The organism is Bradyrhizobium yuanmingense (assembly GCF_900094575.1).
GTDB lineage: Bacteria > Pseudomonadota > Alphaproteobacteria > Rhizobiales > Xanthobacteraceae > Bradyrhizobium > Bradyrhizobium yuanmingense.
The window spans coordinates 71,988-98,915 of the sequence record NZ_FMAE01000012.1 but is presented as its reverse complement, the minus strand read 5'-3'; the positions used below and the strand labels follow the sequence as shown (position 1 = coordinate 98,915).

24 protein-coding genes are annotated in these 26,928 nt (G+C 65.1%); 16 read left to right on the top strand and 8 right to left on the bottom strand.

Annotated elements, in window-relative coordinates; genetic code table 11:
* Positions 1-12: 12 nt before the first annotated feature.
* Positions 13-723: an SDR family NAD(P)-dependent oxidoreductase gene (locus GA0061099_RS33560; RefSeq protein ID WP_036015767.1), complete on the bottom strand. Its 711-nt coding sequence runs from the start codon at positions 721-723 to the stop codon at positions 13-15.
* Positions 724-935: 212 nt separating this feature from the next.
* Between GA0061099_RS33560 and GA0061099_RS33555 the strand changes: the two genes are divergently transcribed.
* From GA0061099_RS33555 to GA0061099_RS33550, 3 genes are all read left to right on the top strand, one after another.
* A complete protein-coding gene (locus tag GA0061099_RS33555; protein WP_036029935.1) occupies positions 936-1,859 on the top strand; it encodes a LysR family transcriptional regulator in 924 nt (307 codons plus the stop codon).
* Between the two features lie 146 nt (positions 1,860-2,005).
* Entirely contained in the window at positions 2,006-2,161 is a 156-nt protein-coding gene (locus GA0061099_RS41520; RefSeq protein WP_007612486.1) for a hypothetical protein, read from the top strand.
* 143 nt (positions 2,162-2,304) lie between these two features.
* Positions 2,305-3,234 carry an aspartyl/asparaginyl beta-hydroxylase domain-containing protein gene (locus tag GA0061099_RS33550; RefSeq protein WP_036029938.1) on the top strand — a complete coding sequence of 310 codons (930 nt, stop codon included), beginning with the start codon at positions 2,305-2,307 and terminating at the stop codon, positions 3,232-3,234.
* A 93-nt stretch (positions 3,235-3,327) separates the two neighbouring features.
* Here the strand turns inward: GA0061099_RS33550 and GA0061099_RS33545 are convergent, their stop codons facing one another.
* Positions 3,328-3,876, bottom strand: a complete 549-nt coding sequence (locus GA0061099_RS33545; protein ID WP_036015773.1) for a Spy/CpxP family protein refolding chaperone — start codon at positions 3,874-3,876, stop codon at positions 3,328-3,330.
* A gap of 166 nt (positions 3,877-4,042) precedes the next feature.
* Between GA0061099_RS33545 and GA0061099_RS33540 the strand changes: the two genes are divergently transcribed.
* A complete protein-coding gene (locus GA0061099_RS33540; protein WP_036015790.1) occupies positions 4,043-4,501 on the top strand; it encodes a YybH family protein in 459 nt (152 codons plus the stop codon).
* A 72-nt stretch (positions 4,502-4,573) separates the two neighbouring features.
* Here GA0061099_RS33540 and GA0061099_RS33535 read toward each other — a convergent pair whose 3' ends face one another.
* The 3 genes from GA0061099_RS33535 to galE all read right to left on the bottom strand — a co-directional run bounded on the left by GA0061099_RS33535 (position 4,574) and on the right by galE (position 8,244).
* Positions 4,574-5,275, bottom strand: a complete 702-nt coding sequence (locus GA0061099_RS33535; RefSeq protein ID WP_036029941.1) for a fumarylacetoacetate hydrolase family protein — start codon at positions 5,273-5,275, stop codon at positions 4,574-4,576.
* Positions 5,276-5,308: 33 nt separating this feature from the next.
* Positions 5,309-7,111 carry an ABC transporter ATP-binding protein gene (locus tag GA0061099_RS33530; RefSeq protein ID WP_036015777.1) on the bottom strand — a complete coding sequence of 601 codons (1,803 nt, stop codon included), beginning with the start codon at positions 7,109-7,111 and terminating at the stop codon, positions 5,309-5,311.
* Between the two features lie 119 nt (positions 7,112-7,230).
* Entirely contained in the window at positions 7,231-8,244 is a 1,014-nt protein-coding gene (gene galE, locus GA0061099_RS33525) for a UDP-glucose 4-epimerase GalE (protein ID WP_036015779.1), read from the bottom strand.
* A 126-nt stretch (positions 8,245-8,370) separates the two neighbouring features.
* Between galE and GA0061099_RS33520 the strand changes: the two genes are divergently transcribed.
* Positions 8,371-9,408: a glycosyltransferase family 4 protein gene (locus tag GA0061099_RS33520; RefSeq protein WP_083235142.1), complete on the top strand. Its 1,038-nt coding sequence runs from the start codon at positions 8,371-8,373 to the stop codon at positions 9,406-9,408.
* 185 nt (positions 9,409-9,593) lie between these two features.
* On the opposite strand, the gene waaF is transcribed toward GA0061099_RS33520, so the two are convergent.
* The gene (gene waaF / locus GA0061099_RS33515) at positions 9,594-10,655 is read right to left on the bottom strand and encodes a lipopolysaccharide heptosyltransferase II (RefSeq protein ID WP_036029947.1); all 1,062 of its coding nucleotides are present in this window, start codon (positions 10,653-10,655) and stop codon (positions 9,594-9,596) included.
* Between the two features lie 158 nt (positions 10,656-10,813).
* On the opposite strand from waaF, the gene rfaD reads away from it, so the two are divergent.
* From rfaD to GA0061099_RS33490, 5 genes are all read left to right on the top strand, one after another.
* The gene (gene rfaD, locus GA0061099_RS33510; protein WP_036029948.1) at positions 10,814-11,794 is read left to right on the top strand and encodes an ADP-glyceromanno-heptose 6-epimerase; all 981 of its coding nucleotides are present in this window, start codon (positions 10,814-10,816) and stop codon (positions 11,792-11,794) included.
* A 13-nt stretch (positions 11,795-11,807) separates the two neighbouring features.
* Positions 11,808-13,292 carry a D-glycero-beta-D-manno-heptose-7-phosphate kinase gene (gene rfaE1, locus GA0061099_RS33505; RefSeq protein ID WP_036029951.1) on the top strand — a complete coding sequence of 495 codons (1,485 nt, stop codon included), beginning with the start codon at positions 11,808-11,810 and terminating at the stop codon, positions 13,290-13,292.
* Positions 13,289-14,575 carry an O-antigen ligase family protein gene (locus GA0061099_RS33500; RefSeq protein WP_036029954.1) on the top strand — a complete coding sequence of 429 codons (1,287 nt, stop codon included), beginning with the start codon at positions 13,289-13,291 and terminating at the stop codon, positions 14,573-14,575. The genes rfaE1 and GA0061099_RS33500 overlap by 4 nt, the downstream gene beginning before the upstream one ends.
* Before the next feature lie 84 nt (positions 14,576-14,659).
* Entirely contained in the window at positions 14,660-16,573 is a 1,914-nt protein-coding gene (locus GA0061099_RS33495; protein ID WP_074448259.1) for an SDR family NAD(P)-dependent oxidoreductase, read from the top strand.
* A 35-nt stretch (positions 16,574-16,608) separates the two neighbouring features.
* Entirely contained in the window at positions 16,609-17,556 is a 948-nt protein-coding gene (locus tag GA0061099_RS33490; protein ID WP_036029971.1) for an NAD-dependent epimerase/dehydratase family protein, read from the top strand.
* On the opposite strand, the gene GA0061099_RS33485 is transcribed toward GA0061099_RS33490, so the two are convergent.
* Positions 17,544-18,563 (bottom strand): MraY family glycosyltransferase, encoded by a 1,020-nt coding sequence (locus tag GA0061099_RS33485; protein ID WP_036015796.1) that lies wholly within the window; start codon positions 18,561-18,563, stop codon positions 17,544-17,546. The two genes, GA0061099_RS33490 and GA0061099_RS33485, sit on opposite strands and share 13 nt — an antisense overlap.
* The gene (locus GA0061099_RS33480; RefSeq protein ID WP_036029974.1) at positions 18,560-19,519 is read right to left on the bottom strand and encodes a lysylphosphatidylglycerol synthase transmembrane domain-containing protein; all 960 of its coding nucleotides are present in this window, start codon (positions 19,517-19,519) and stop codon (positions 18,560-18,562) included. Before GA0061099_RS33480 ends, GA0061099_RS33485 begins: the two co-directional genes overlap by 4 nt.
* A 225-nt stretch (positions 19,520-19,744) precedes the next feature.
* Between GA0061099_RS33480 and GA0061099_RS33475 the strand changes: the two genes are divergently transcribed.
* The 6 genes from GA0061099_RS33475 (at position 19,745) to GA0061099_RS33450 (ending at position 26,924) form a co-directional block, all read left to right on the top strand.
* Positions 19,745-20,734, top strand: coding sequence for an SDR family NAD(P)-dependent oxidoreductase (locus tag GA0061099_RS33475; RefSeq protein ID WP_036029977.1), 990 nt, complete (start codon positions 19,745-19,747; stop codon positions 20,732-20,734).
* A 7-nt stretch (positions 20,735-20,741) separates the two neighbouring features.
* On the top strand, positions 20,742-22,154 hold the full coding sequence (locus tag GA0061099_RS33470; protein ID WP_074448258.1) for a mannose-1-phosphate guanylyltransferase/mannose-6-phosphate isomerase: 1,413 nt from the start codon (positions 20,742-20,744) through the stop codon (positions 22,152-22,154).
* Between the two features lie 182 nt (positions 22,155-22,336).
* On the top strand, positions 22,337-23,341 hold the full coding sequence (locus GA0061099_RS33465) for a Gfo/Idh/MocA family protein (RefSeq protein ID WP_036032059.1): 1,005 nt from the start codon (positions 22,337-22,339) through the stop codon (positions 23,339-23,341).
* 38 nt (positions 23,342-23,379) lie between these two features.
* Entirely contained in the window at positions 23,380-24,531 is a 1,152-nt protein-coding gene (locus GA0061099_RS33460; RefSeq protein ID WP_036032061.1) for a DegT/DnrJ/EryC1/StrS family aminotransferase, read from the top strand.
* A gap of 214 nt (positions 24,532-24,745) precedes the next feature.
* Entirely contained in the window at positions 24,746-26,272 is a 1,527-nt protein-coding gene (gene murJ / locus GA0061099_RS33455; RefSeq protein WP_036032063.1) for a murein biosynthesis integral membrane protein MurJ, read from the top strand.
* A gap of 256 nt (positions 26,273-26,528) precedes the next feature.
* Positions 26,529-26,924: a YjiS-like domain-containing protein gene (locus GA0061099_RS33450; RefSeq protein WP_036032065.1), complete on the top strand. Its 396-nt coding sequence runs from the start codon at positions 26,529-26,531 to the stop codon at positions 26,922-26,924.
* The last annotated feature ends 4 nt before the right edge of the window (positions 26,925-26,928 follow it).

Sequence of the window (26,928 nt, the reverse complement as noted above, 5' to 3'; positions counted from 1 at the left end):
CGTTCTCCTCGCTCAGTGGCCGGCGCTCTGGCCGCCGTCGACATGCAGAATTTCGCCGGTGACAAAGGAGGCGCCCTCGAGATAGAGCACGGCATCGACGATGTCAGACATCTCCCCCATATGGCCGACCGGGTGCAATGCGTCGAGCTGGGCATGCGTCGCGACCGGGTGCATCGGCGACTTGATGATGCCGGGCGACACCGCATTCACGCGGATGCCGCGCCTGGCGTATTCGATCGCAAGCGACTTGGTCGCGGCGTTCAGCCCGCCCTTGCTCAGCGAGGCCAGCACCGAGGGCACATTCGAATTGGCCTGATCGACCAGCGTCGTCGTGATTTGGACGACGTGGCCAGACCCCTGCTTCTCCATTTCGGCGATGGCAAGCTGCGTGATGTTGAAGAAGCCCGCGACATTGGTGCCCATAACTGCGGCATAGTCCTCGGCCGTGTACTGGGTAAACGGTTTTGCGACGAAGATGCCCGCGTTGTTGACCAGCGTGTCGACTCGGCCGAAGCGGGCGATCGCTTGCGACACCACGCGCTCTGCGGTGGACCGCTCGGCGATGTCGCCTGCAACGGCGAGGACGTCGTCGTCACCCGACGGCTTGATGGAGCGCGCCGTTGCGACGACGCGATAGTTGCGATCGCGAAAACCCTGGACCAGGGCGGCGCCGATACCCTGCGATGCACCGGTGATGATGGCGACCTTCTGCTCGATACCCATGACGGGCTCCTGTTGTTGGCTTGAAAACCTGCGCCAGCGGCGGCTGGCTTGGGCGTTGAGGTACGCTGCGGCGGCTTGCTTGCGAATATCCGCTGCCCGGCAGACACTCTTTCGCGACGCGAACGAATGCCGGATCGATCCTTGCGGAGGTTGTCGCAGCCGGCGCAAACGCCTAGCTTTCAGCCGAAATCTCAGGGGGCTGCGGCGAGCGCATGGATCGTCTGGACGCGATGAAGGTGTTTGTCCTTGCGGTGGACGAGGGCAGCTTGGCTGCCGCAGGACGCAAGCTCGGCCGATCGCCGGCTGCGGTGAGCCGCGCCATCGCCTTTCTGGAGCAGCGGGTCGGCGCCGAGCTGCTGCACCGGACGACACGCTCGATCAAGCTGAGCGAGGAAGGCGAGCGTTATGTCGCGATCTGCCGCCGCGTGCTCACCGATCTGGAGGAGGCCGAGGACATCGCGGCCGGACCGCGCACGGCTCCGCGTGGTCTGCTCACGATCACCGCTCCGGTGGTCTCCGGCGAGATGGTACTGCGGCCGATCCTCGACGCGTTTCTCGACGCCTATCCGACCGTATCGGCAAAACTCCTGCTGTTCGACCGTGCGGTCAATCTGATCGAGGAAGGCGTCGATATCGCGCTTCGCATCGGTCCGCTGGCGGATTCGGCGATGTTGGCGATGCGGGTCGGCGGGATCAGCCGCGTCGTGGTGGCAGCTCCCCGCTACCTGAAACAACATCCGCGCATCACCGAGCCGGGCGATCTCGCCAAACACCAGATCGTCGCGATGGCGCATCTGCCCAATTCCTGGACCTTTGCGCCGCAGCCGGGCTCATCGGCGCCGCGCACCGTGCAGTTCACCCCGCGGCTCGTCGTCAACAGCACCTATGCGGCAGTGGCCTCCACTGTGGCCGGGCGCGGCGTGGCGCGGATGTATTCGTACCAAGTGGCCGAGCAGGTCTCGCGCCGCGAGCTCGAGATCGTGCTGGCGGACGACGAGGATCCGGAGATGCCAGCGCATCTGATCTGCCCGCAGGGCCGGCTTTCGGTGCCCAAGGTGCGCGCCTTCACCGACTTCGCCGTGCCCCGGCTGAAGAAGCAGTTTGCGCTGCTGAAGCAGAGCACCAAGGCGCGTTGAGCCGCTTCATGCCCGCGCAATGCGCGTTTTCGCGTATACGGCGGGGCGGCTGAATCGGCGATGGTTCCTGAACGGTTAACGCCGATTTAACGGATGAGTCCTAGCCTGTCTCGGCCGGGGTTACGCGCAAGGCCGAGGTGAACCCAATGGAAGCCCAGAGAATAGCGGTCGACGCCGTCGTCGCGCTGACCGATTGCGACCGCGATGCCGTCATCGCCTTCATCCGCCGCCTCTACCTCGCCGGCGTCACCGACCCCAAACGCCTGACCTTCAAGGGCCTGCAGGCGCTGTCGCGGGCCTGATTCGGCTCGTTTCGGCCGGTTTTGACCCCAGTTTCAACCCTTGCTCTCCCCGGCGTGATTGCAACCCACCGGCGAATATCTTGCCGCTCCGGCCGGGTCGAGCTACACGACACCCCGGCTGGGTCACTTGGGGGGTTGGGGAAATGTTGAAACAGCTTTTTGCGCCGCAGCTCGTCATTTTGTACGTGCTTGCGGCTTCGACGATTTACGTCCACTTCCGCGGCAAGCAGCGGCTGCGCTTCGCGCGCCAGCTCGGCGATCACTCGACCTATCTCGCACCTTACAATGTGCTGATGTATGCGGGCTCGGCGGTGCCGAACAAGCCGGTGATCTCGGTCGATCAGTTTCCGGAGCTGAAGCCCCTCCGCGAGAACTGGGAGACCATCCGCGACGAAGCCGTGCGCCTGTTCGATGAAGGTTTTATCCGCGCGGCGGCGAAGAACAACGATTGGGGCTTCTACTCGTTCTTCAAGAGCGGCTGGAAGCGGTTCTACCTGAAATGGTACGACGACTTCCTGCCGTCGGCGAACACGCTGTGCCCGACGACGGTGGAGCTACTCAAATCGATACCGAGCGTGCATGGCGCGATGTTCGCGATGCTGCCGCCCGGCGGCAAGCTCGGCGCTCACCGTGATCCCTTCGCCGGCTCTCTGCGCTATCACCTCGGCCTGGTCACGCCGAACTCGAACAAGTGCCGGATCCTCGTCGATGGCGTCGAATGCGTCTGGCGTGATGGCGAGGCCTTCATGTTCGACGAGACCTTCATCCACAGCGCCGAGAATGCGACCGACGTCAACCGCATCATCCTGTTCTGCGATGTCGAGCGCCCGATGAAGTACGGCTTCATGACCGCGATCAACCGCTGGGTCAGCCATCACATCGTCAAGGCGTCGGCGACCCAGAATGTCGACGGTGAGCACGTCGGCGTGCTCAACAAGGTGTTCGGCAAGCTCTACGAGATCCACCTCGCCAGCCGCAAGGTGAAGGAGTGGAACCGCAACGTCTACTACACGCTGAAATACGCGCTGGCGGCGCTGATCCTCGGCCTCATCGTGTATTCGGCACTGAACTGAGGCAAATGCGCGGGGCGGATCAGCGAAGCTTGGTCGGCCGTTGCCTCATCTCGATCCGCCCTAGCGCGATCGTCTGATCTCGGTCGGCATTGTCTAGTGATGGTGCTTGTGCTTGTGCCCTGCGGAGCCGTCGGGACGCTGATAGCCCCGTAACTCTGCATATCGCTGCATCTGGCTCTGATCGAGCACGGCAGCGGTTGAGAGGTGGTATTTGAGGTGGCTCTCGCGGAGCTGCCCCTGAGTTTCGGCAATGGCGCCAATGCTGGTCTTGAGCGCTTCCGATGTGACCCTGCGGGAAGAGAAGAGGTCTTCCAGCGCTCTCTCTTGCTCGACGAGCTTGTTACCCAGCGGAACGGCTTCCTGTTTCATGGCATCGAACAGCCGTTGAACCTCGGCGCGCTGATCGGCGGTCAGGCCGAGACGATCACTGAGCTCGAGGACGTGGCTGGGACCGGGATATCCATTGAGCTCCGCAGCGAGAGCCAGGCCCATACCGCGTCCGGCGCGGAGATCGTCGATCTGTTGCTGTGACAGCGCCTTGATGGGGCGCTTCTCAAGGCCGGCATAGGGTTGACTGGACTGCGCGCCGGCTGTGCTGCCCGTGAGGAGGAGGGAGGCTGCAAGCAGAAGGACGCGGTTCATGAATCTGGCTCCCACAAAATGGAGCCGGCCGATGTCGAAGCATCGAACCCGGCTGTGACGTGACACCTGTCGCGATCGAGTGATCCCGGAGCACAAATCTTGCTGGATCGTCCGGCCCATGGCAACAAAGATCGCCGTGATTGAGTTGCCGAATGTGGAGCAGGTGATGGCCTCTTTGCCGACCGCGAATACTGAGATCACGCAGTTCTTCCGCCGATGGCTGGACACCTTCGCGGGTTATGTCCGAGAGGTCGATTACGCCTCGGCGCGGCCGCTCTTCGATCCGGACGTGCTCGCCTTCGGCACCCATAGCGACGTCATCCCCGGCCTCGATCAATGGGTCAAAACCCAATGGGACAATGTCTGGCCGAAGACGACCGACTTCCGTTTCGTCCTCGATCAGACCTCCGTTCTGGCATCACCGGACGGTATGATGGCAACCGTCGTCGCGCCGTGGACGAGCACGGGCTATCATCCCGATGGCAGCACGTTCGCGCGCCCAGGCCGCGCGACGATGGTGTTTTCGAGGAACGGCGATGGCTGGCTGTGCGTGCATTCGCACATGTCGCTCAATCGCGGTGTGCCGCAGGCGAGCCACGCCAATCGGCCGGTAAAGGCCTGGTAGCTCGACCGCGTGCACGATCGACATGCAAAAGGCCCCATTCCGGGGCCTTTTGAGTTCGAGCTGCAGCGAGCCTTATTCCGGCTGGCCGATGCTGACCTTCAGCGTGCCGATGCCGTCGACGCCGCATTCGAGCTTGTCGCCAGGCTGGAGCTGCGACACGCCGGCGGGCGTGCCGGTCATGATGATGTCGCCGGCGGCGAGCTTCACCTGCTGGGAGAGCTGCCAGATGATCTCGGGCACGTTCCAAATCAACTCGGTGAGGTCGCCCTTCTGCGCTTCCTTGCCGTTGACCGTCAGCCAGATCTTGCCCTTGGAGGGATGGCCGATCTTCGAGGCCGGCTGCAGCGCGGAGCAGGGCGCCGAATAGTCGAACGACTTGCCGATCTCCCACGGGCGCTCCTTCTTGCGCGATGCGATCTGGAGATCGCGCCGGGTGAGGTCGATGCCGACAGCGTAGCCGTAGACGTGGTCCAGAGCCTTGTCGGCGGGAATGTTCAGTCCACCGCTCTTCATCGCGACGACCAGCTCGACCTCGTGATGCAGATCCTTGGTCAGAGGCGGATAGGGAATGGTGGCGCCGTCGGGCACCAGCATGTCGGCATGCTTGGCGAAGAAGAACGGCGGTGCGCGCTCGTCATTGCCCATCTCGCGGATGTGCTCGAGATAGTTGCGGCCGACGCACCAGATGCGGCGTACCGGATAACGGCCGCTCTCGCCGACGACGGGAAGCGAAGCCTGGGGCGGAAGCGGGATGACGTAGGAGGCGGCGTTCATGCGGGTCTCGCTGCTCTTGAGGTGGAACGAACTCTATGCGGTTGCGCTGATCGGCGCCAGAGCGCCGGCGTCGTGATGCTGCAGGCGGAAGAACGAGGCATAGCGGCCGCCGCGACGGAGCAGCTCGTCATGGCGGCCCTGCTCGACGATCTCGCCGCCTTCGACAACCAGGATGCTGTCTGCGTGCATGATGGTGTGCAGGCGGTGCGCGATCACGATGGTGGTGCGGTTCTGGCAGAGATGCTCGATCGCCTCCTGCACCTGCCGCTCGGATTCGGAATCGAGCGCGGCAGTGGCTTCGTCCAGGAGGATGATCGGCGCGTTCTTGAGCAGCGCGCGCGCGACCGCAATGCGCTGGCGCTGTCCGCCCGAGAGCTGGGTGCCGTGCTCGCCGACGGGCGTGTCGTAGCCGAGCGGAAAGCCCGTGATGAAGTCGTGCGCGCAGGCCGCCTTCGCCGCCTCGACGATCTCGTCCTCGCTGGCGTCCGGCTTGCCGAAGGCGATGTTGTTGCGAATGGTGTCGCGGAACAGATAGACGTCCTGGCCGACATAGGCGGTCTGGGCGCGCAGTGATTTGCGCGAGACCGACGAGATCGGCTGGCCGTCGATCACGATGTCGCCCTGCGTCACCTCGTAGAAGCGCAGGAGCAGGCCCAGCACGGTCGACTTGCCGCCGCCGGAGGGGCCGACCAGCGCAGTCACCTTGCCGGGCTCCGCGACGAAGCTCATCCGGTTGAGCACCGTCTCGCCCGAGCGATAGGAGAAACTGACATCGCGCAGCTCGATACGGGCATCTGTCAGCTTCAGCGCCGGCTTGTCATCGTCGGACTGCTCGCTCGCGGGGCTGTCGACGACCTCGAGCAGCATACGGGCGCCGACGAGCTGGCTGTTGAGATCGATGTTGAGCCGGGCCAGCCGCTTGGCCGGCTCGGTCGCCATCAGGAATGCGGTCATGAAGGAGAAGAACGCGCCGGGCGTGGCGTTCAGCGCGACCACGGCATAGCCGCCATACATCAGGCAGCCCGCGACGGCGAAGCCGCCCAGCATCTCCATCAGCGGGTTGGAGCGGTTGGCGACGCGGGCCATCTTGTTGGCGTTGCGTTCGACGACCGCGATGTTCTCGTCGATGCGCCTCTGCATGGTCTCTTCGAGCGTGAACGCCTTGACGGTGCGGATGCCCTGAAGCGATTCCTGCATCGTCTCCATGATGTCGGCGGTGCCGGTGAACTGGTTGAAGGCGAGGCCCTTGATGCGCTTGACCAGCTTGCGCAGCACCAGCATCGCCGGGGGCACTGCGACGAGGCCGATGAACGACATCAGCGGATCCTGCCACACCATCACGCCGATCATGGCGAGCAGCATCAGGAGGTCGCGCCCGACGGCGTTGACCAGCATGTTGAGGACGTCGGTGATCGACTTGGCGCCGGCGGTCAGCCGCGCCAGGAATTCGGAGGAGTGCCGCTCGGAAAAGAAGCCGACGCTCTCGCGCATCAGCTTGGCGAACAGCTGGCGCTGGTTGGTGGCGAGGATGGCGTTGCTGATCTTGGTCAGGATCACCATGTGGCCGTAGGTCGCCACGCCTTTGATGAAGAGCAGAACGACCGTGATCCCCGAAAACATCGCGATGCCCGGGATGTTCTTGTCGACATAGGCCTGGTTGATGACCTGGCCGAGCACGTAGGTCGCGCCTGCGGTCGCACCGGCCGCCAGCGCCATCAGCGCGAAGGCCACGAGGTAGCGCCGCCAGTAGATGATTCCCTGTTCCGTGATCAGGCGGCGAATCAGGACCGCTGCCGCGTAGGGATCGTCGGTGATTTTCTTTGGAAACTGGGCCATCCGGTGTCCATTGACGGCGCAGGACAAAAGCCTGCCCGCGCGTCAGGGATCGATGGGCCTCTGTGCCCGCTCAAGCCGGGTTTTTCAAGCCCAATTAAGGGCTTGCGCTTGGGATGATTCTAGGCGGAGGCGGCGTGGCGGAGCTCGCCGTGGCGCTCGCGGAACAACTTGTCCTCCCAGGCCAGCGCATGGGCTGCGATGGTCTCGAGGTCGTCGTATTGCGGCCGCCAGTCGAGCAGGCTGCGGATGCGGCTGGTGTCGGCGACCATGGTCATGATGTCGCCGGGCCGGCGCGGGGCGTATTGCACGGCGAAGCTGCGGCCCGAAACCCGGCGCACCGCGTCGATGGTCTCCAGCACCGAATAGCCGCGGCCATAGCCGCAATTGAGCGTGGACGAGGCGCCGCCATTGCGCAGATAAGCGAGTGCCGAGCGATGGGCCTGCGACAGGTCCGTGACGTGGATGAAGTCGCGGATGCAGCTGCCGTCCGGGGTCGGATAGTCGGTGCCGAACACGTCGATCTTGGCGCGCTGGCCGGTGGCGGCTTCCACCGCGATCTTGAGCAGGTGCGTGGCGCCGACGGTGGCTAGCCCAATGCGCGCCTGCGGATCGGCGCCGGCGACGTTGAAGTAACGCAAGGTCACGTATTGCATGCCGTAGGCGGCTGCAACGTCGTGCAGCATGATCTCGGTCATCAGCTTCGAGGAGCCGTAAGGCGACAGCGGCCGCGTCGGCGCGTGCTCGGGCACCGGCACCTGGTCCGGATTGCCGTAGACCGCAGCGGTCGAGGAAAAGATGAAACGGCCAATGCCGCGCTTGACCGCGACGTTGAGCAGGTTGCGCGCGGTGGTGAAGTTGTTGCGGTAATAGCCGAGCGGATCGCGCATCGAATCCGGCACGACCACCGAGCCTGCGAAATGGATGATGCTCTCGATGTCGTGCTGGGCGATCACGCCTTCGAGCAGGTTCTCGTCGCCGGCATCGCCGATGAACAGCGGCACGCCTTCGGGAAGGTAGGCCGAGAAACCGGTGGAGAGATCGTCGATCACGACGACGTCCTCGCCGGCTTCCGCCAGCGCCAGGACCGTATGACTTCCAATATAGCCGGCGCCGCCGGTGACTAGCACAGTCATGATCTCACCCGTCTTCGATCAACGCGCAAGGCTAGCGCTTGCGTGGTGAAGAGGGGGTATCGGAGCGGCTGAACTGGTCACTATGCTTAATGTTGCGTATAGGGACTTTGCGAAATGGAGTGTGACGTGGCGGGTTTCCCCGGCGATCTCGAATTGATCGTGCCAAATCTGCACAGGCGCTATTCCGGGGTCACCGCGACCAACCGGATGGTGGCGCCGCGGCTGGCAAAGCTGTACCGCGCCGCCTGGTTCGGCTCGGACGCGCCGGCGGGGATCGCGCGCCTGAGCATCGGAGATCTCCTCAAGCTCTGGCGCCGCAAGCGGCCTGTGATCTGGCATGCGCGCCGCAACAACGAGATGATCGCGGGCGTTGGCTTGCGCGCGCTCGGCTGGCCGCTCAAGCTCGTGTTCACCTCGGCGGCGCAGCGGCACCATAGCTGGATCACGCGCTGGCTGATCCGACAGATGGATGCGATCATCGCGACGAGCGACATCTCGGCCTCGTTCCTGAAGGTGACGGCGACGGTGATCCCGCACGGCGTCGACACCGACGTCTATGCGCCGCCCCAGGACCGCGCTGCGGCCTTTGCCGAAAGCGGCCTGCCGGGCCGCTACGCCATCGGCTGTTTCGGCCGCGTGCGGGCGCAGAAGGGCACCGACCTGTTCGTCGATGCGATGTGCCGGCTGCTGCCGCGCTATCCGGATTTCACCGCTGTCATCGTCGGGCAGGTGACGGCCGAGCAGACGCCCTTTGCCAACGACCTGAAGAAGCGCATCGAGGCAGCAAACCTGCAGTCGCGCATCGTCATCACCGGCGAGCTGCCGATCGAAGCAGTGCAGTGCTGGTATCAGCGCCTGACCATCTACGCCTTCACTTCGCGCAACGAAGGCTTTGGTCTGACGCTGATCGAGGCGATGGCGGCCGGCAGCGCGCTCGTGGCCGCACGCGCCGGCGCGGCGGAGCTCGTCGTCGAGGATGGTGTCACCGGCGTGCTGATCCCGACGGGAGATGCCGACGCGCTCGCTGCGGCGCTCGAGCCGCTGATGCGTGATGTGGCTGCGGCGACCGCGATGGGTGAGCGCGGGCGGGCGCGGGTGCTCGAGAAGTTCAGCCTCGATGCCGAGGCGGCGCGGATCGGCGCGGTCTATCGGCCGCTGCTCTGAGGCCGTTTTCGTCTGTCGCAAACAAAACCGCGAAAACAACCCCATGCACAGTAGCCGGGGTCAGCAAAATCAAGGAGTTGGCGGAGAGTTCGAGAGATTGCGGATTTTTCGAACGAATTTTGACTCGTCGGGCAAAACAGTGGCAGGATGTCATCATCGGCCCGAGCCACGATCGCCTCAGTTCGTCACCCGCTTCCCGCTTCCCCCAGCACCCTCTCCGCAATCCCCACCACCTCGCTTGCCGCAATATTCCGCATGCAGCGGTGGTCGTTCACCTTGCAGACCGTGCTCTGGCAGGGCTGGCAGGACAGCTTTTCCTTGTCCTGCACCAGTGTCGCGGCGAGGCCGTTCAGCGGGGCCCAGAGATAGGGGCTGGTGGGACCGAAGATGCCCATGGTCGGCGTGCCCAGGGCGGCTGCGATGTGCATCAGGCCGGAATCGTTGGAGATGGCAACGCCGGCGGCGGCCATGGCGAGGATGCCGTTGCGCAAGTCCGAGCCGGTGAGATCGCGGACGCCCGGGCCGCCGGCGGCGACGATCTCCTGGGCGAGCTCCTTTTCGGCGGGACCGCCGACCACCCAGACCTCGAGGCCGCGCTCGACCAGCAGGCGGGCGGCTTCGGGATAAGAGGTCCAGCGCTTGGAGACGCCGACCGAGCCCGGGGCGAGTGCCACCGCAGCGCCGGCACCGAGACCATTGGCCTCGCGCCACCGGGCGATCTCCTCGGCCGGGACGCGCAGTTGCGGTACCGGCCATTCCGCGGGCAGGGGCGCGCCGTCGGGCTGGGCGAGGGCGGCGTTCTTGTCGATGAAGCGGGGCAGCTTCTTCTCACCCCAGCGCCAGCGGTTGAGCAGGCCGAACCGGAACTCGCCGACGAAGCCGATCCGTTCAGGAATACCGGCGAGTGCCGGCGCGATGGCCGCTTTCCAGGTCCGGGGCAGCACCAGGGCAGTGCCGTAATTCTGTTTCCGCAGCAGCCCTGCCAAGCCGAACTGGCGTGCGACGGCCAGCCGGCTGCGCGGCATATCCCAGACGATGCCGGCGCGCACCCCGGGCATGTAGTCCACCAGCGGGGCGCACAGGGAGGTGGTGAGGAGATCGACCGGCCGGTTCGGCCAGCGCTCCTTCAGGACCCGCACGACGGTGTGATTCCGCACGAAATCGCCGATCCACATGTAGGGGACGATCAGGATCGGGCGTGTGTCGCTCCGATCTGCATCACTACCAAGTTGCGAATCAATATTCATTCGTTATGAGGGCCGACCACGTGCCGATATGGCGGCTCGGTTAGCCGCTCCGGGCCGGCAGGTAAAGGCGGCAGAAGAGCAATCCCAAAACAGCTTACACTTTGGCGGATCATGCGCTAGGGCAGGATCGGGCACCTAAAATCGGGCAGGTAGGTGGAATGTTGCTGGTGACCGGCGGGGCCGGTTTTATCGGATCGAATGTCGTGGCCGCGCTGAACGAGGCCGGTCGCAGCGACGTCGTGATCTGCGATCTCCTCGGAACCGAAGGCAAATGGCGCAATCTCGCCAAGCGGCAGCTTGTGGATATCGTTCCCCCGACCGAGCTGATGGACTGGCTGAAGGGCCGCAAGCTGGAGGCCATGATCCATCTCGGGGCGATTTCCGCGACCACGGCGACCGACGGTGATCTCGTCGTCGAGACCAATTTCCGCCTGTCGATGCGCCTGCTGGACTGGTGCACGATGAATGCCGTGCCGTTCATCTACGCGTCCTCGGCGGCGACCTATGGCGACGGCACGGAAGGCTTCGACGACGATTCCTCGCTGCCGGCGCTGAAGAAGTTGCGGCCTATGAATCTCTACGGCTGGAGCAAGCACCTGTTCGATCTCGCTGTCGCCGAACGTGTGGCGCGCGGCGATCGGCTCCCGCCGCAATGGGCCGGCCTGAAATTCTTCAACGTGTTCGGGCCGAACGAATATCACAAAGGCTCGATGATGAGCGTGCTGGCGCGGCGCTTCGACGACGTCAGGGCAGGCCGCGTCGTGCAGCTGTTCAAGTCGCATCGCGAGGGCATCGCCGACGGCGATCAGCGTCGCGATTTCATCTATGTCGACGATGTCGCGCGCGTGGTTCTTTGGCTGCTCGCGACGCCGTCGGTGTCCGGCCTGTTCAACGTCGGCACCGGCAAGGCGCGCAGCTTCAAGGACCTCATGCTGGCTGCCTATGCGGCGCTCGGCACCAGTCCCAACATCGAATACATCGACATGCCCGAGCAGATCCGCGGCGCTTACCAGTATTTCACCCAGAGCGAGGTCGATCGTCTGCTCCGCGCCGGCTATAACGGCGGCTTCACGACGCTCGAGGACGCGGTGAAGGCCTATGTCGGGGATTATCTCGACCGGCCCGACCGCTTTCGCTGAGGCCCTTTCGACCATGCCGACGCCCATTCTCGATTTCGATGCCCTCGCGCAAGCCATCTCAGGCCGTACGGTGCTGTGCATCGGCGACATCATGCTGGACGAGTTCGTCTACGGCGAGGTGTCGCGGATCTCGCCGGAAGCGCCGGCGCCCGTCATCGCCGCCCAGCGCAGCGAGATCCACGTCGGCGGCGCCGGCAACGTCGCGCGCAACGTCGCTTCGCTCGGCGCGCGCTGCATCTTCGTCGGTCTCATCGGCGAGGACGAGGCCGGCACGCGGCTCGAGGCCGCGCTCAATGATCAAGCCGGCATCGAGAGCGTGCTGGTGCGCGACGCCTGGCGGCCGACCACGCGAAAAGTCCGCTTCGTCTCCGAACATTTTTCCACGCACATGCTGCGCGCGGATTGGGAGCAGGCGCTGGCTGCGTCCGACGAGATCGAAACGAAGTTGATCGACGCGATCCTGCCGCAGATCGCGCGCGCCGACATCGTGCTGCTGTCCGACTATGCCAAGGGCGTGCTGACGGCTCGCGTGATCCGCCACACCATCGATGCCGCGCGCAAGCTCGGCAAGCCCGTCATCGTCGATCCCAAGAGCCTGAACTGGGCGATCTATCGCGGCGCCACGCTGCTCACGCCCAACCGCAAGGAATTCTCGGAAGCGACCCGCAGCCGCGCCGACACGGTGCAGAGCATCGTCGAGGCCAGCGAGGACGTGATGCGGCTCGCCGATTGCGAGGCGATCCTGGTCACCCAGGGCGAGCACGGCATGACCTTGGTGCCGCGGAATGGCGGGGCCGTCCACGTGCCGGCCGTCCCGGTGAAGGTGCGCGACGTCTCGGGCGCCGGTGACACCGTCGCCGCTGCGGTTGCGGTGTCGCTCGCGGCCGGCGCGGACTGGGACACGGCACTGCGCATGGCCAACGCCGCCGCCGCCGTCGCGGTCGGCAAGCAGGGCACCGCCAGCGTCAGCGCGGCCGAGCTGCGACGCAAGATCCTGCCGCATGCCACGCTCGCGGCCGAAGAGAAGATCGTGCTCGACCCGGCAGCACTCGACGCGCAGCTCGCCGAATGGAAAAGGCAGGGCCTGCGCGTCGGCTTCACCAACGGCTGTTTCGACATCCTTCATCCCGGCCACGTCAAGGTGCTGACCGCGGCGCGCGCCGCCTGCGACCGCCTGATCGTGGGGCTCAACAGCGACGCCTCGGTGCGGCGGCTGAAAGGTGCCGATCGTCCGGTCCAGGACGAGCGCGCGCGTGCCGAGGTGCTCGCCGCACTGGAGGCCGTCGATCTCGTCGTCATCTTCACGGAAGACACGCCGATCGACCTGATCACCAGGATCAACCCCGGCGTGCTGGTGAAGGGCGGCGATTACACACGCGAACAGGTCGTCGGCCATGAGGTGGTCGAGGCCGCGGGCGGGGCGGTCGTGCTGGTCGACATCCTCCAGGGCTTCAGCACGACGGCGCTGGTTCATCGCGCCCGGGGAGGGGGCAAGTGACGGCGCTCGCACGCGAGACCCCCGGCCAGATGTTGCGGCGGCGCCTGCGCAGTCCGGCGGCCTGGCGTGAAACAGTCGATCTGTTTGCGATCCTGACTGCGGCCTCGCTGCCCTGGTCGACATCGCTTGCGGGGATCTTCAACGCGCTGATGCTGATCTGCATGGTGCCGTTCCTCGATCTACGCGACTTCCTGCAGTCCTTGAAGCGTCCGATCTGCATTGCGCCGATCGCGCTGGTCGTTCTCGCGCTGCTGGGGACGCTGTGGTCGGACGCGGCCTGGGGTGCGCGCTTCTACGCGGTCAATCCGACCGTCAAGCTGCTCGTGCTGCCGGTCCTGCTCTATCATTTCGAGCGCTCGCCGCGTGGCCACTGGATATTCATCGCCTTCCTGGTGTCCTGCGCCTTGCTGTCGGTGATGTCCTGGCTGGTCGCCTTCTACCCGAACCTCGCGCTCAAGACCGATCCGCCCGAGCGCGGCATCTTCGTCAAGAACTACATTGACCAGAGCCAGGAATTCGCGCTTTGCGCGGTGGCGCTCGCCTATCCGATCGTGATGCTGTTGCGCGAGAAGCGATACTGGTTCGCCGCGTTGCTGACGGCGCTGGCGCTTAGTTTCTTCATCAATATGAGCTTCGTGGTGGTGTCGCGCACCGCGCTCGTCACCATTCCGATCATGTTCGGCGTGTTTGCACTGCTTCACCTCAAATGGCGCAGCATCGCGATCATCTCCGGCGCGCTGCTCGTCGGCGCCGTTCTCGCCTGGCAGGCCTCGCCGCAATTGCGCCACACCGCCGAGAGGTTTACCACCGATTACACCGGCTATGTGGAACGGGGCGAGGCAACCTCCATGGGCATGCGGCTCGAGTTCTGGCGGAAGTCGCTCGGCTTCTTCGCGGAGGCGCCGATCCTGGGGCACGGCACCGGTTCGACCCGCGGGTTGTTCGAACGCGTCGCGACGCCCGCCGGTCAGGGGCGGGCGTCAGCCGAGGTGATCGGCAACCCGCACAACCAGACGCTGAACGTTGCGGTGCAATGGGGCGCGATCGGCGTCGCCATTCTCTACGCGATTTGGATATTGCATCTGCGGTTGTTTCGCGGCGACGGGCTTGCCAATTGGATCGGACTCCTAGTCGTGGTGCAGAACGTCTTCACCTCGCTGTTCAACTCGCATTTGTTCGACTTCCACGAGGGCTGGATGTACGTCATTGGCGTCGGCGTCGCCGGCGGAATGGTGATCCGGGAACAACAGCTCGGGGCGAAGATGAGGGAAGCCGGTTCCTGAGGGGCCACGCGGCTGGCAAGTCTTGTCGAGATGGGCTATCAGCGCGGTCAAGTTGCATTTAACTGGGTTTTCATCGGTCGGCGGATGACGCGACTTTCGCATCTCACCTCGCGCAATTTCCTGATCGCGCTCCACGACCTGCTGGCGACCACGGCGGCGCTTTTTGCCGCCTTCTATCTGCGATTCGAGGGTGGCGACGATTTCTACGCTCGATTGCCGCTGCTGTTCCAGATCCTGCCCTACTTCCTCGCCTTCAGCGTGGTCGTGTTCTTCCTCTGCAATCTGACCACGACGAAATGGCGTTTCATCTCGCTGCCTGACGCGCTGAACATCATTCGCGCGGCGACCGTGCTCACGGTTGCGCTGCTCGTGCTCGACTACATCCTCGTTGCCCCCAACGTTCGCGGCGCCTTCTTTCTCGGCAAGGTGACGATCGTCCTCTACTGGTTTCTCGAGATCTTCTTCCTCAGCGCGCTGCGCATGGCGTACCGCTACTTCCGCTATACGCGGGTGCGGCGTCACGCGAGGGGCGGGGAGGCCGCGCCGACGCTGCTGATCGGCCGCGCCGCGGATGCCGAAGTGCTGCTGCGCGGCATTGAGAGCGGAGCGATCAAGCGCATCTGGCCGATCGGCGTCTTGTCACCATCGCCTGCCGATCGCGGCCAGCTCATTCGCAACGTGCCGGTGCTGGGCGGCATCGACGACGTCGAGGATGTGATCTCGGATTTCGCCAAGCGCGACAAGCCCATCGCGCGCCTCATCATGACACCATCGGCTTTCGAGCCGGAGTCGCATCCGGAATCGATCCTGATGCGGGCGCGCAAACTGGGTGTGATCGTGAGCCGGATGCCCTCGCTGGAGAGCGGCGATACGCCAAGGCTCACGGCGGTTGCGGTCGAGGACCTCCTGCTGCGTCCGAGCGAGAAGATCGACTATGCTCGCCTGGAGGCCTTGATCAGGAGCAAGGCCGTGATCGTCACCGGCGGCGGCGGCTCGATCGGATCCGAGATCTGCGAGCGTGTGGTCGCCTTCGGCGCGGCACGTCTCTTGATCGTGGAAAATTCCGAGCCGGCTCTCTACGCGGTCACCGAGGCGCTGGCCGCGCGTGGTGCCACCGCACAGATCGAAGGCCGGATTGCCGACATTCGCGACCGCGAGCGCGTCATGCGCCTGATGGCCGAGTTCAAGCCCGACATCGTCTTCCATGCCGCGGCGCTCAAGCACGTGCCGATCCTCGAGCGCGATTGGAGTGAGGGCGTCAAAACCAACATCTTCGGTTCCATCAACGTCGCGGACGCCGCCGTTGCCGCCGGCGCCGAGGCGATGGTGATGATCTCTACCGACAAGGCAATCGAGCCGGTGTCGATGCTCGGCCTCACCAAGCGCTTTGCCGAAATGTACTGCCAGGCGCTCGATCGCGACCTCGCAGCCGGAGCGAGCGGCAGCAAGCCGCCGATGCGGCTGATCTCGGTCCGGTTTGGCAACGTGCTGGCCTCGAACGGGTCGGTGGTGCCGAAGTTCAAGGCCCAGATCGAGGCCGGCGGGCCGGTGACGGTAACTCATCCCGACATGGTCCGTTACTTCATGACCATCCGCGAGGCCTGCGATCTCGTCATCACCGCGGCGACGCATGCGCTTGGGACGCAGCGTCCCGACGTCTCGGTCTACGTGCTCAACATGGGCCAGCCGGTGAAGATCGTCGATCTCGCCGAGCGCATGATCCGCCTGTCCGGGCTGCAGCCGGGCTACGACATCGAGATCGTGTTCACCGGCATGCGGCCGGGCGAGCGCCTGCACGAGATCCTGTTTGCCTCGGAGGAGCCGACCCGCGAGATCGGCGTGCCCGGCATCATGGCCGCGCAGCCGAACGAGCCGCCGATGCAGACGCTGCGCAAATGGAATGCGGCGCTTGAGCAGGCGATCGCGCGCGACGATCGCGCCACCATCAGGACCATCCTGAAGGATGCCGTGCCGGAATTTGGATCCACGGCGGCCTGACCATTGTTGCGCAATCCAGCGCTCGGGGAGCGACGATGAGCGAACGCAAACCGGTCGTGCTGGTGACAGGAGCGAGCGGCTTCATCGGCCGTCACCTCGGGCAGGCGCTGGTGCGCAAGGGATGGTCGGTCCGCCCCGTCGTCCGCAAGCGTCAGGGCATCGACGGCGAGGTCGTGATCGAATCGATCGGCGCCGACACCGATTGGCGGGCCGCGCTCGAGGGGGTGGAGGCGGTCGTTCACCTTGCCGCGCGCGTGCATCACAGGCGCGAGGAGCATGCAGCCCAGCTCTACCAGGACGTCAACACCGCCGGCACGGTGCACCTGGCGCGCTGCGCGGCGAGGGCGGGCGTGCGCCATTTCATCTTCATCAGTACCGTGCTGGTGCATGGCCGCAGCAACGAGGGCAGGGCCCCGTTCAGCGAGAACGACGTCCCGACGCCGCGCGGCCTCTACGGGACGTCCAAGGCGGCGGCCGAGGCAGGCCTGAGGACGCTCGCGGGCGAGAACGACATGAAGATCTCTGTGATCAGGCCGCCCATGGTCTATGGCGCGAGCGCCAAGGGAAGTTTCGCTCTGTTGACGCGCGCGATGAACCTTGGGGTGCCGTTGCCGTTCGCCGCGATCCGCAATCGCCGCGCCTTCCTTGCCGTGCAGAACCTGTCGTCCTTCATCCTGCACCGGCTCGCTCATCCAGATGCGGCCGGCCATTTCGAGATATTCCTGCTCGCCGACAGTGAGCAGTTCTCGACGCCCGAATTCATCGCGCGTCTGGCGAAGGCGTCCGGCAAGAGCCCACGACTATTCGGCTTGCCGCCGGGCTTGCTCAGCGCGCTTTTCCGAATGATCGGCCGGCAGGACATGCATGACAGCCTGATCGGCTCGCTCGAGCTCGACGTCTCCAAGGCGCTCGCGACCGGCTGGCGGCCGGAGGTTTCGCTCGACGAGGGGCTGCGGCTCGCCGTGTCGGCTCAGGACGCCTGAGGGCGGGAGAAGCGGCGCAGCAGGAGGGCGACCGCGATCGCGCCGGCGATCAGCGCGGGCAGCGTGACGGCCACCGTCGCGGCGCGAACGGCGAGGATCGCCAGCCCTGCGAGCACGAGGTTAAGCAGGAAGACTTCGCCGCTCACCCGGGACACCGAGAAACCGTTGTCGGTCGCGCGCTGATAGAAATGCGAACGGTGCGCCGACCAGAACGGCTCGCGGCGCGCGATGCGCCGAAACAGCGTGATGGTGGCATCGGCGAGGTAGTAGGCCGGCAGCAGCAGCGCCGCAGCCGCTTGTCCGTGCAAGGCGAGCTCGAGCAGGCACCAGCCGAGCAGGAGGCCGATCGGCAGGCTGCCGACATCGCCCAGGAAGACTTTTGCGACAGGACGGTTGAACGGCGCGAAGCCGAGCATGGCGCCGCACAGCGCGGTGGCGATCAGCACGGCCGGCCATGGGAGATCCCCGAGCATTCCCAGCAGCAGCAGCGCAGCGGTGACCGGAACGACTTCCGCCACCGTCATCAGGTCGAGCCCGTCCATGAAGTTGACGAGGTTCACGAACCAGACGCCGGCAAGGACGATGAGGCCGCGCTCCAGCGCGAGCGGCAGCGCCGGCACGATGCGCGCGGTGTCGGGGGCGGTGAACACCACGGCGCCGACGCAGGCGGCCTGCAGCACCAGGCGCACCAGCACGGGCAGCGATACGATGTCGTCGACGAAGCCGACCAGCGCGATCACGATTGTCGCAGCGACCAGCGCCGGCGGGATCGCGACATTGGCGGAGACCCCCCACAGCGAGGCAACGATCAGCGTCGCGGCGATCACCGCGATGCCGGCGCCCTGCGGGGTCGGCACGCGATGGGAGGACCGCGCATTCGGCCGCGCCAGCGCGTAGCGCTGCAGCAGGGGGCGACTGGTCCAGGTCACGAGCGCCGAGATCAGCACGGCCGCCGCAACGGCAAGCAGCAGGGCCGCGCCGGCGAGCGCATCGGCAGCCGAATTCACTCCGGCACTCCGATCGGGGCCGACCCTTGCGCGGCTTTCTCGGCGCTGAGGATCCAGACCAGGCCGCCGACTGCCCCGACCAGGAAGAACACGGCGCCGAACAGCAGCGAGACGTTGACGCCCTCGTTGGCGGAAAGTCCCGCGAAGCCGAACGCAAGGCTCATCGTGGCCTCACGCACGCCCCAGCCGGCGATCGAGATCGGCATCATCGAAATCAGCATCACCGGCGGCACGAGCAGAAAGACGTCGCTGAAGCGAACCGGGGCCCCAATCGACTGCACGACGCACCAGGCGATGACGACGGCGAGCACGTGAACGAGGACCGACAGGATCGCGACGACGGGGCCGCTTGTGCCGCTGAAGATCACGCGATTGGCGATGACGGCGCAGGCGTGGATGTGATGCGTTGCCCACCAGGTCTTCAGCCAGCGCCATTTCAGCGCGCCGAAGATCAGGAAGCCGAGGCCGCCGGCGAGCGCCACGAGGTCGATGAGCAGCAGCGCCGAGCGACCGTGCGGATCGGTGATGAGGGTGTAGCTCCAGGGCAGGCTGGCGACGATCAAGATCGCGAGCGCGACCAGGCCGATGGCGCGGTCGACGAAGATCGAGTAGGTCGCCGTGCGCCAGCCGGCGCCGGCGCGGGCGACCAGCCACAGGCGCACGGCATCGCCGCCGATCGCCGACGGCAGCGTCTGGTTGAAGAACGAGCCGATCACGTTGTATCGCATGGCGCGGCCGAGCTCGAGCGGCGCGCCGCAGGCGGCGCTGATCTCGCGCCAGCGCAGCACGCCGACGAAGATCTGCAGGAACGTGACCGCGATCGCCACACCTAGCCAGAACAGGCTGGTCAGGGTGAATCGGGAAAACAGCTCGGACAGGTCGACCTTGCGCAGCGCCAGATAGAGCAGCGCCGCGGAAATCAGGATCTTGGCCGTCGACAACAGGATTCGGCGCATCTCGTCCGCATGAACAGGGTTTGCTAAGATTGGAGGCAACCCGACGCGATGCGCCGAATTCGGCCGCTTTGGTATGGTTTTGGCGCCGATCTTGCAATAGCTCTCGTCGAGGAGCCGTCGTTAAGGACGCCATGAGGAGACCGCGTGAAGGAGCGGGGAGCCTATTGCGACCCCGTCGAGGTGGCGGCTAGACAGGATCGGGCGAGGGATCACCCAGGGAACAGGATGACGGATCGGGCGATTTTGGTCACGGGTGCGGCCGGCTTCATCGGCTTCCACGTCGCCCGGCAGCTCCTGGGCGAAGGTCGCGCCGTCGTCGGGCTCGACAATCTCAACAGCTATTACGATCCGGCGCTGAAGAAAGCGCGCCTTGCTCTGCTCCGGGACCAACCGCGTTTCTCGTTCGTCGAGGCCGATCTCGCCGACCGCGAGACCATGGCGGCGCTGTTCGCGCAGCATCGTTTTGCCAAAGTCGTGCATCTGGCCGCGCAGGCCGGCGTGCGCTACTCGATCGAACAGCCGCAGACCTACGCCGATTCCAATCTCGTCGGCTTTCTCAACGTGCTGGAGGGCTGCCGCAACAATGGCTGCGGTCATCTGGTCTACGCCTCGTCATCCTCCGTTTACGGCGCCAACACAAAACTGCCATTTGCGGTTGCGGACCGCACCGACCATCCGGTCAGCCTCTACGCCGCGACCAAGAAGGCGAACGAGGTGATGGCGCAGTCCTACAGCCATCTTTATCGCCTGCCGGTCACGGGGCTGCGGTTCTTCACCATCTACGGGCCATGGGGCCGCCCCGACATGGCCATGTTTCTGTTCGCGAGCGCCATCATGGCCGGCAAGCCGATCCGGCTCTTTAACCATGGCAAAATGCGCCGCGATTTCACCTATATCGACGATGTGACGCGCGTCGTGTCCAAGCTGATCGATCTCGTGCCTGCGGACGATCCGGCTGCCGCAAATGCGCCGTCAAAGCTCTACAATGTCGGCAATCATCATCCGGAGGAACTGATGCACGTCGTCGGTCTTCTGGAGCGGGAGCTGGGCCGGACGGCGATCAAAGAATTGCTGCCGATGCAGCCGGGAGATGTGCTGGAAACGTTCGCGGATGTCGAGGATCTCTCGCGCGACACCGGCTTTGCACCGTCAACGCCGATCGAGCATGGGGTTCATAACTTCGTCACCTGGTATCGGGACCATTTCAAGGTTTGAGATCACGATGGACAAACGCATAATCCCCCTGATCATGTGCGGCGGTGCCGGCACGCGGCTGTGGCCCGCTTCGCGCGAGGTTCGGCCCAAGCAGTTCCTGCCGCTGTTCGGCACGCGCTCGACGTTCCAGGACACGCTGCTGCGCGTGTCCGATCCCTCTTTGTTCGACCGGCCGATCGTCATCACCAACGCCTCCTACCGCTTCATGGTGCTGGAGCAGCTCGCCGAGATCGGCATCGAGGCCGACGTGATCCTCGAGCCGATGCGGCGCGATTCCGGCCCTGCCATCGCAGCCGGCGCGGTGTTTGCGCAGAACCGCGCCAGCGAGGCGATCGTGCTCGCGCTCGCCGCCGATCACGTCGTGCAGAATAATGCTGCCTTCGTCGCCGCCTGTCGCGAGGGCCTCACCGCCGCGAATGCCGGGCGCATCGTCACCTTCGGCGTCAAGCCGGAACGGCCGGCAACGGAATATGGCTACATCAATCCGGGCGAGGTGGTCGCGGGCGAAGTGCAGGCGGTGGCACGCTTCGTCGAGAAGCCGGATGCGGTGAAGGCCTCCGACTACGTCAATTCGGGCTATCTCTGGAACAGCGGCAACTTCATGTTTCCGGTGAGCGTGCTGCTCGACGAATATCGCAAGGTGGATGCGGCAAGCGTCGAGGCCGTTACCAATGCGGTCAACAATGCCGGCCGCGATCTCGGCTTCGTCACGCTGGAGCCCGAGGCGTTCGGCGCGGCCAAGGCGATCTCGATCGACTATGCGGTGATGGAGAAGACCTCGCGCGCCGCCGTCGTGCCGGTGTCGTGCGGCTGGTCCGACGTCGGCTCCTGGCATGCGGTGTGGGAGCTGTCGGAGAAGGACGCGCAAGGCAATGCCGCGCACGGCACCGCCGTGTTCGAGGATTCCCGCAATTGCAACGTCACCACGGATTCCGCGCTGGTCGCGCTCGAGGGCGTCGACGATCTCGTCGTGGTCGCGACCGCGGACGCGGTGCTGGTCTCGCGGCAGAAGGATGCCAACGGGCTGAAGCGCCTGGTGACGAAATTGAAGTCGGTCGCGCCGAAGGTCACCGAGGAGCATCTCAAGGTGCACCGGCCCTGGGGCAGCTATCAATCCGTCGACAATGGCGAGCGCCACCAGGTCAAGCGCATCGTGGTGAAGCCGGGCGGGCGGCTGTCGCTGCAAAAGCACCATCATCGTGCCGAGCACTGGATCGTGGTCCGCGGCACGGCGCAGGTCACCGTCAACGAGACCGTGAAGACGGTGCACGAGAATGAGTCGATCTACATCCCGATGGGCGCCGTCCACCGGATGGAGAATCCCGGCAAGATCCAGCTGGAGCTGATCGAGGTCCAGACTGGAAGCTATCTGGGGGAAGACGACATCATCCGGATTGAAGACGACTATCAAAGGTCGTAACCAGCAAACTCCGAATCACGCGACCCGGGCCGAGAAGCGGTATCTTTTTCGGCCTAAGGCCCGGGGAACGTGTAACTTTTTGAATCAAATCGTGTCCGGCCCGCCAGGGCGGCATTCGCCACAAATGTGGCGTCCGTGCTAGAAGCGGCCCGGGGATTTGCGTTGAATCGGGGTTTGCTCAGATGACTTCCAGGGGATCTGCACCGGCAAAGGCCGGCTTGCGCGTCGGTGTCATTGGCGCCGGCGTGATGGGCAGCAACCATGCGCGCGTGCTCAGCGGCCTGCCCGGCGTCAGCCTCGTCGGCGTCGTCGATCCCTCGCCGGCGCATCGTGCGCGGGCCACGGAGCTCGCCAATTGCGAAAGCTTCGAGACGCTCGACCAGCTGTTCGCCGAAGGCGTCGATGCCGTCACCATCGCGGCACCGACCCATCTGCATCACGAGGTCGCGCTCGCATGCATCGCCAAGAACATCCACGTGCTGGTCGAGAAGCCGATCGCATCCACCGTGGAAGAGGGCCGCGAGATCGTCGCCGCCGCGCACAAGGCGGGCGTCACGCTGATGATCGGCCATGTCGAGCGCTTCAATCCGGCGGTCGCCGCGGTCAAGCAGGCGATCGCGGGCGAGGACATTCTCTCCATCGCGATCACCCGCGTCGGCCCGTTCCCGCCGCGCATGTCCAATGTCGGCGTCGTCATCGATCTTGCCGTGCACGACATCGATTTGATCCGCTGGTTCACCGAATCCGACATCGTCGAGGTGCAGCCGCAATTGTCGAGCGCGGTCGCCGAGCGCGAGGACATCGCGCTCTTGCAGTTCCGCACCGAGAGCGGCGTGCTCGCCCACATCAACACCAACTGGCTGACGCCGTTCAAGGCGCGCAGCGTCACGGTCGCAACGCGCGGCAAATACGTGATGGGCGATCTCTTGACGCGCCAGGTCACCGAATGCTTCGGCTTCAAGCCGGACGGCAGCTACTCGATGCGGCATCTGCCGGTCGGCCATGACGAGCCGCTTCGCGCCGAGCTGATCGCATTCCTTAAGGCGGTGCGCAACGGCGAGACGCCGGCAGTGACGGGCGACGAGGGCGTCGCCAGCCTCGAGATCGCCACGCAATGCCTGGAGAGGCCCTCGCGTCCTGCGGCGACGTCACCCGCGCGCAAGGGGCCGCGCCGCGTCGCCGGCTGATCCCTTCCATGTCGACCGCTCAAACGTCACAAGGCGTCATGAACCAGCACTTGCGTTCCGAACCCATTCCCTTCATCGACGTCGCCTCGCAGCGCCGCCGGCTCGGCGCCTCGCTCGATGCCGCCGTGAAGCGCGTGATGGACCATTGCCAGTTCGTCAACGGGCCGGAGGTCTTCGAGCTCGAGAAGCAGCTTGCGGCCTACTCAGGCGCCAAGCACGTGATCGGCTGCGCCAGCGGCACCGACGCCATCCTGATGGTGATGATGGCCAGGAATGTCGGGCCCGGCGATGCCGTGCTGTGTCCGTCCTTCACCTTCATCGCGACCGCTTCGCCGGTGGCGCGGACCGGCGCGACGCCGGTCTATGTCGACGTCGACGAGACCACCTTCAACATGAGCCCGGAATCGCTCAAGCGCGGCATCGCCACCGCCCGCAAGGCCGGTCTCAAGCCCGTCGCGGTGATTCCGGTCGATTTGTTCGGCCAGCCCGCCGATCACGACGCCATCGCCGAGATCGCCAGGGCCGAAGGCCTGTTCGTGCTCGACGACGCCGCGCAAGGCTTTGGCGCGAGCTACAAGGGCCGCAAGCTCGGCACCTTCGGCCACGCCACTGCGACCAGCTTCTTCCCGGCAAAGCCGCTCGGCTGCTTCGGCGACGGCGGCGCCATCTTCACCGATGACGACGAGCTCGCCGCCACCTTGCGCAGCATCCGCGTGCACGGGCAGGGCGTCGACAAATACGACAACGTCCGCCTCGGCCTGACCGGCCGGCTCGACACTATGCAGGCCGCGGTCCTGATCGAGAAGCTGAAGATTTTTGACGACGAGATCGCCGCCCGCAACAGGGTCGCGGAGCGCTATGCGCGCGGCCTGTCCAACGTGGTCACCGTGCCGCGCATCGCGCCGGGCAATACCTCAGTCTGGGCGCAGTACACCATTCGTCTTCCCAAGGGTATCGACCGCGACGGCTTCGCTGCCGCGCTAAAAGCCCAGGGAGTGCCGACCGCGATCTATTACGGCAAGTCGATGCACCAGCAGACCGCCTACAAACAGTACCCGGTCGCCGAGGGCGGATTGCCGGGTTGCGAGAGCCTGTCGCAGGACGTCATCAGCCTGCCGATGCATGCCTACCTGACCGAGGCCGATCAGGAGCGAATCATCGCCGCCGTCCGCGGCGCGCTGGCGGGCTGAGTTCTTCCCTCTCCCCTTGCGGGAGAGGTTGGCTTCGCGAAGCGAAGCCGGGTGAGGGGTCTCTCTCCGTACGGCATGCGCTGAGAGATACCCCTCACCCGATTGAGTCTGTATCTGCCTGCGGTGCTGCCCTCTCCCGCAAGGGGAGAGGGCGCAGTAATGCGCATCGCAAGATGCATCGACCTCCGTCCGATAAGTCTCTACAACAATCCGCATGCTCGGACGCATCTTCACGGTCGGTGGTTACACGCTGCTGTCGCGGCTGACGGGGTTTGCCCGCGACATCATGCTCGCGGCGATCCTCGGTGCCGGGCCGGTGGCCGACGCCTTTTTCGTGGCGCTGCGGCTTCCCAACCATTTCCGCGCGATCTTCGCCGAGGGCGCCTTCAACGCCGCCTGGGTGCCGGCCTATGCCCATGTCCATGGCGAGAAGGGGGAGGCGGCCGCACATTTGTTCGCCGACCGCATCTTCACGCTGCTCCTGGCCTCGCAGGTGGTGCTGCTGATCGCCGCCTGGCTGTTCATGCCGCAGGCCATGAGCATCCTGGCGCCAGGCTTTGGTGAGGATGCCGAGCAGCGCAAGCTCGCGATCGAGCTGACCCGGATCACCTTTCCCTATCTGCTCTTGATCACGCTGGTGACGCTCTATGGCGGCATGCTCAACGTGATGCAGCGCTTTGCCAGCGCCGCGGCCGCCTCGATCTTCCTCAACGTCGCCATGATGATGACGCTGGCGGTTGCCGTCTGGTTTCCGACCGCGGGCCATGCCGCGGCCTGGGGCGTGCTGATGTCCGGCTTCCTGCAATATTTCCTGCTCGCAGGCGATCTCGCCCGCCATGGCGGCCTGCCGCGCTTTGCGCCGCTCAAGCTCGACGAAGATGTCCGCGGCTTCTTCAAGGCACTGGGGCCGGCAACATTGGGCTCGATGGGCACGCAGGTGGCGCTGTTCGCCGACACCATCATCGCGACCTTCCTGCCTGCCGGCGCGTTGTCCGCGCTCTATTACGCCGACCGGCTCAACCAGCTCCCGATCGGCGTCATCGGCATCGCCATCGGCACGGTGCTGCTGCCGGAGATGTCGCGGCGGATCACCGCAAACGACCACGACGGCGCACTGAGCGCGCAGCGCCGTGCCTTCGATTTCACGCTGCTGTTCTCGATCCCGTTCGTCGCGGCCTTCCTCACCGTGCCCGATGCGATCATGCGCGCACTGTTCGCCCGCGGTGCGTTCTCCAAGGCCGATGCCGCCGCCGCCGGTGCGACGCTCGCGGCCTATGCCATCGGCCTCATCCCGTTCGTGCTGATCCGCAGTGCGGTCGCGACCTTCTATGCCCGCAAGGACACCGCAACGCCGGTCCGCGCGTCGCTGACCGGCATCGCGGTCAATGTCGCGCTGAAGGTCGCCTTGATGGGATCACTCGCCCAGATCGGCCTCGCGCTGGCGACCGCCGTCGGCGTCTGGACCAATCTCTTGCTGGTGCTGTTCTTCGCCGTGCGGCGCGGCTTTCTCGTGCTCGACCGCGCCTGGCTGCTGTCGCTCGCCAAGTTCTTGCTAAGCGGCCTCATCCTCGCCGCCGCGTTCTGGCTGATTGCACGTTTCAGCGGCCCCTGGTTGGGCGCGATGCACTTCCGGGATGAATTGATACTGATCCTGCTCGCCGTCGGCGGCACGATCGTCTACGCGCTCGCGATCCTCGTATTGTTCGGACGCAAGTGGCTGGTCTCGCTGGTGCGGGGTTAGAGAGCACGGCATTCGCCTCCAAGCTGCAGCCAACATCGGCACATCTCTTGATTTTGCGCGATTGCGGTGGTAGGAGTCGCTCATGATCAAATGCTCGCGCAAAGTCTCCCGCAATCACATCACCCGCTTCGGCTGGGCGGTGGGAGGAGTCGTGCGCTAGGATTTCGACGACATCTTTTCCACCAGGCCCCGCCGGCATCGGACGGGGCCTTTTGTTTGGCCACGCTCCCTGCCGGCTCAACAGCAGGAGCGTCCGATGCCACCACAACTGACGAGCATTTCATCCGAGGCCGAGCACGATGCGGCGGTGCTTCGCCTCGACCAATCCATTGCGCTCGCGAAGCAGGCCATGGACGAGGTTCTGGCGGCAGCGGCTCGTCTCAACGTGTCCGTTGCAACGCCGGGCCAAGCCTTGTCGGGGAGAGAAGCTGCCGCAGCCGCGCCGGCGCAAAGTCTCCTGGGCCTGCTCAAGCGATATTGGTCTGCTTTTGGGACGTGGCGCCTGCACCCGCGGGTCAGTTTGATGGATCTGAGCGACAGGGAGCTGACCGACATCGGCCTGACGCGCGCCGAGATCAACTATCTCGCACCTGGGCGGGCGATCGATGCGCTCAGAGATAGTACGAGGTATCTGTTGAGCCGCGGGATGTGAGTAA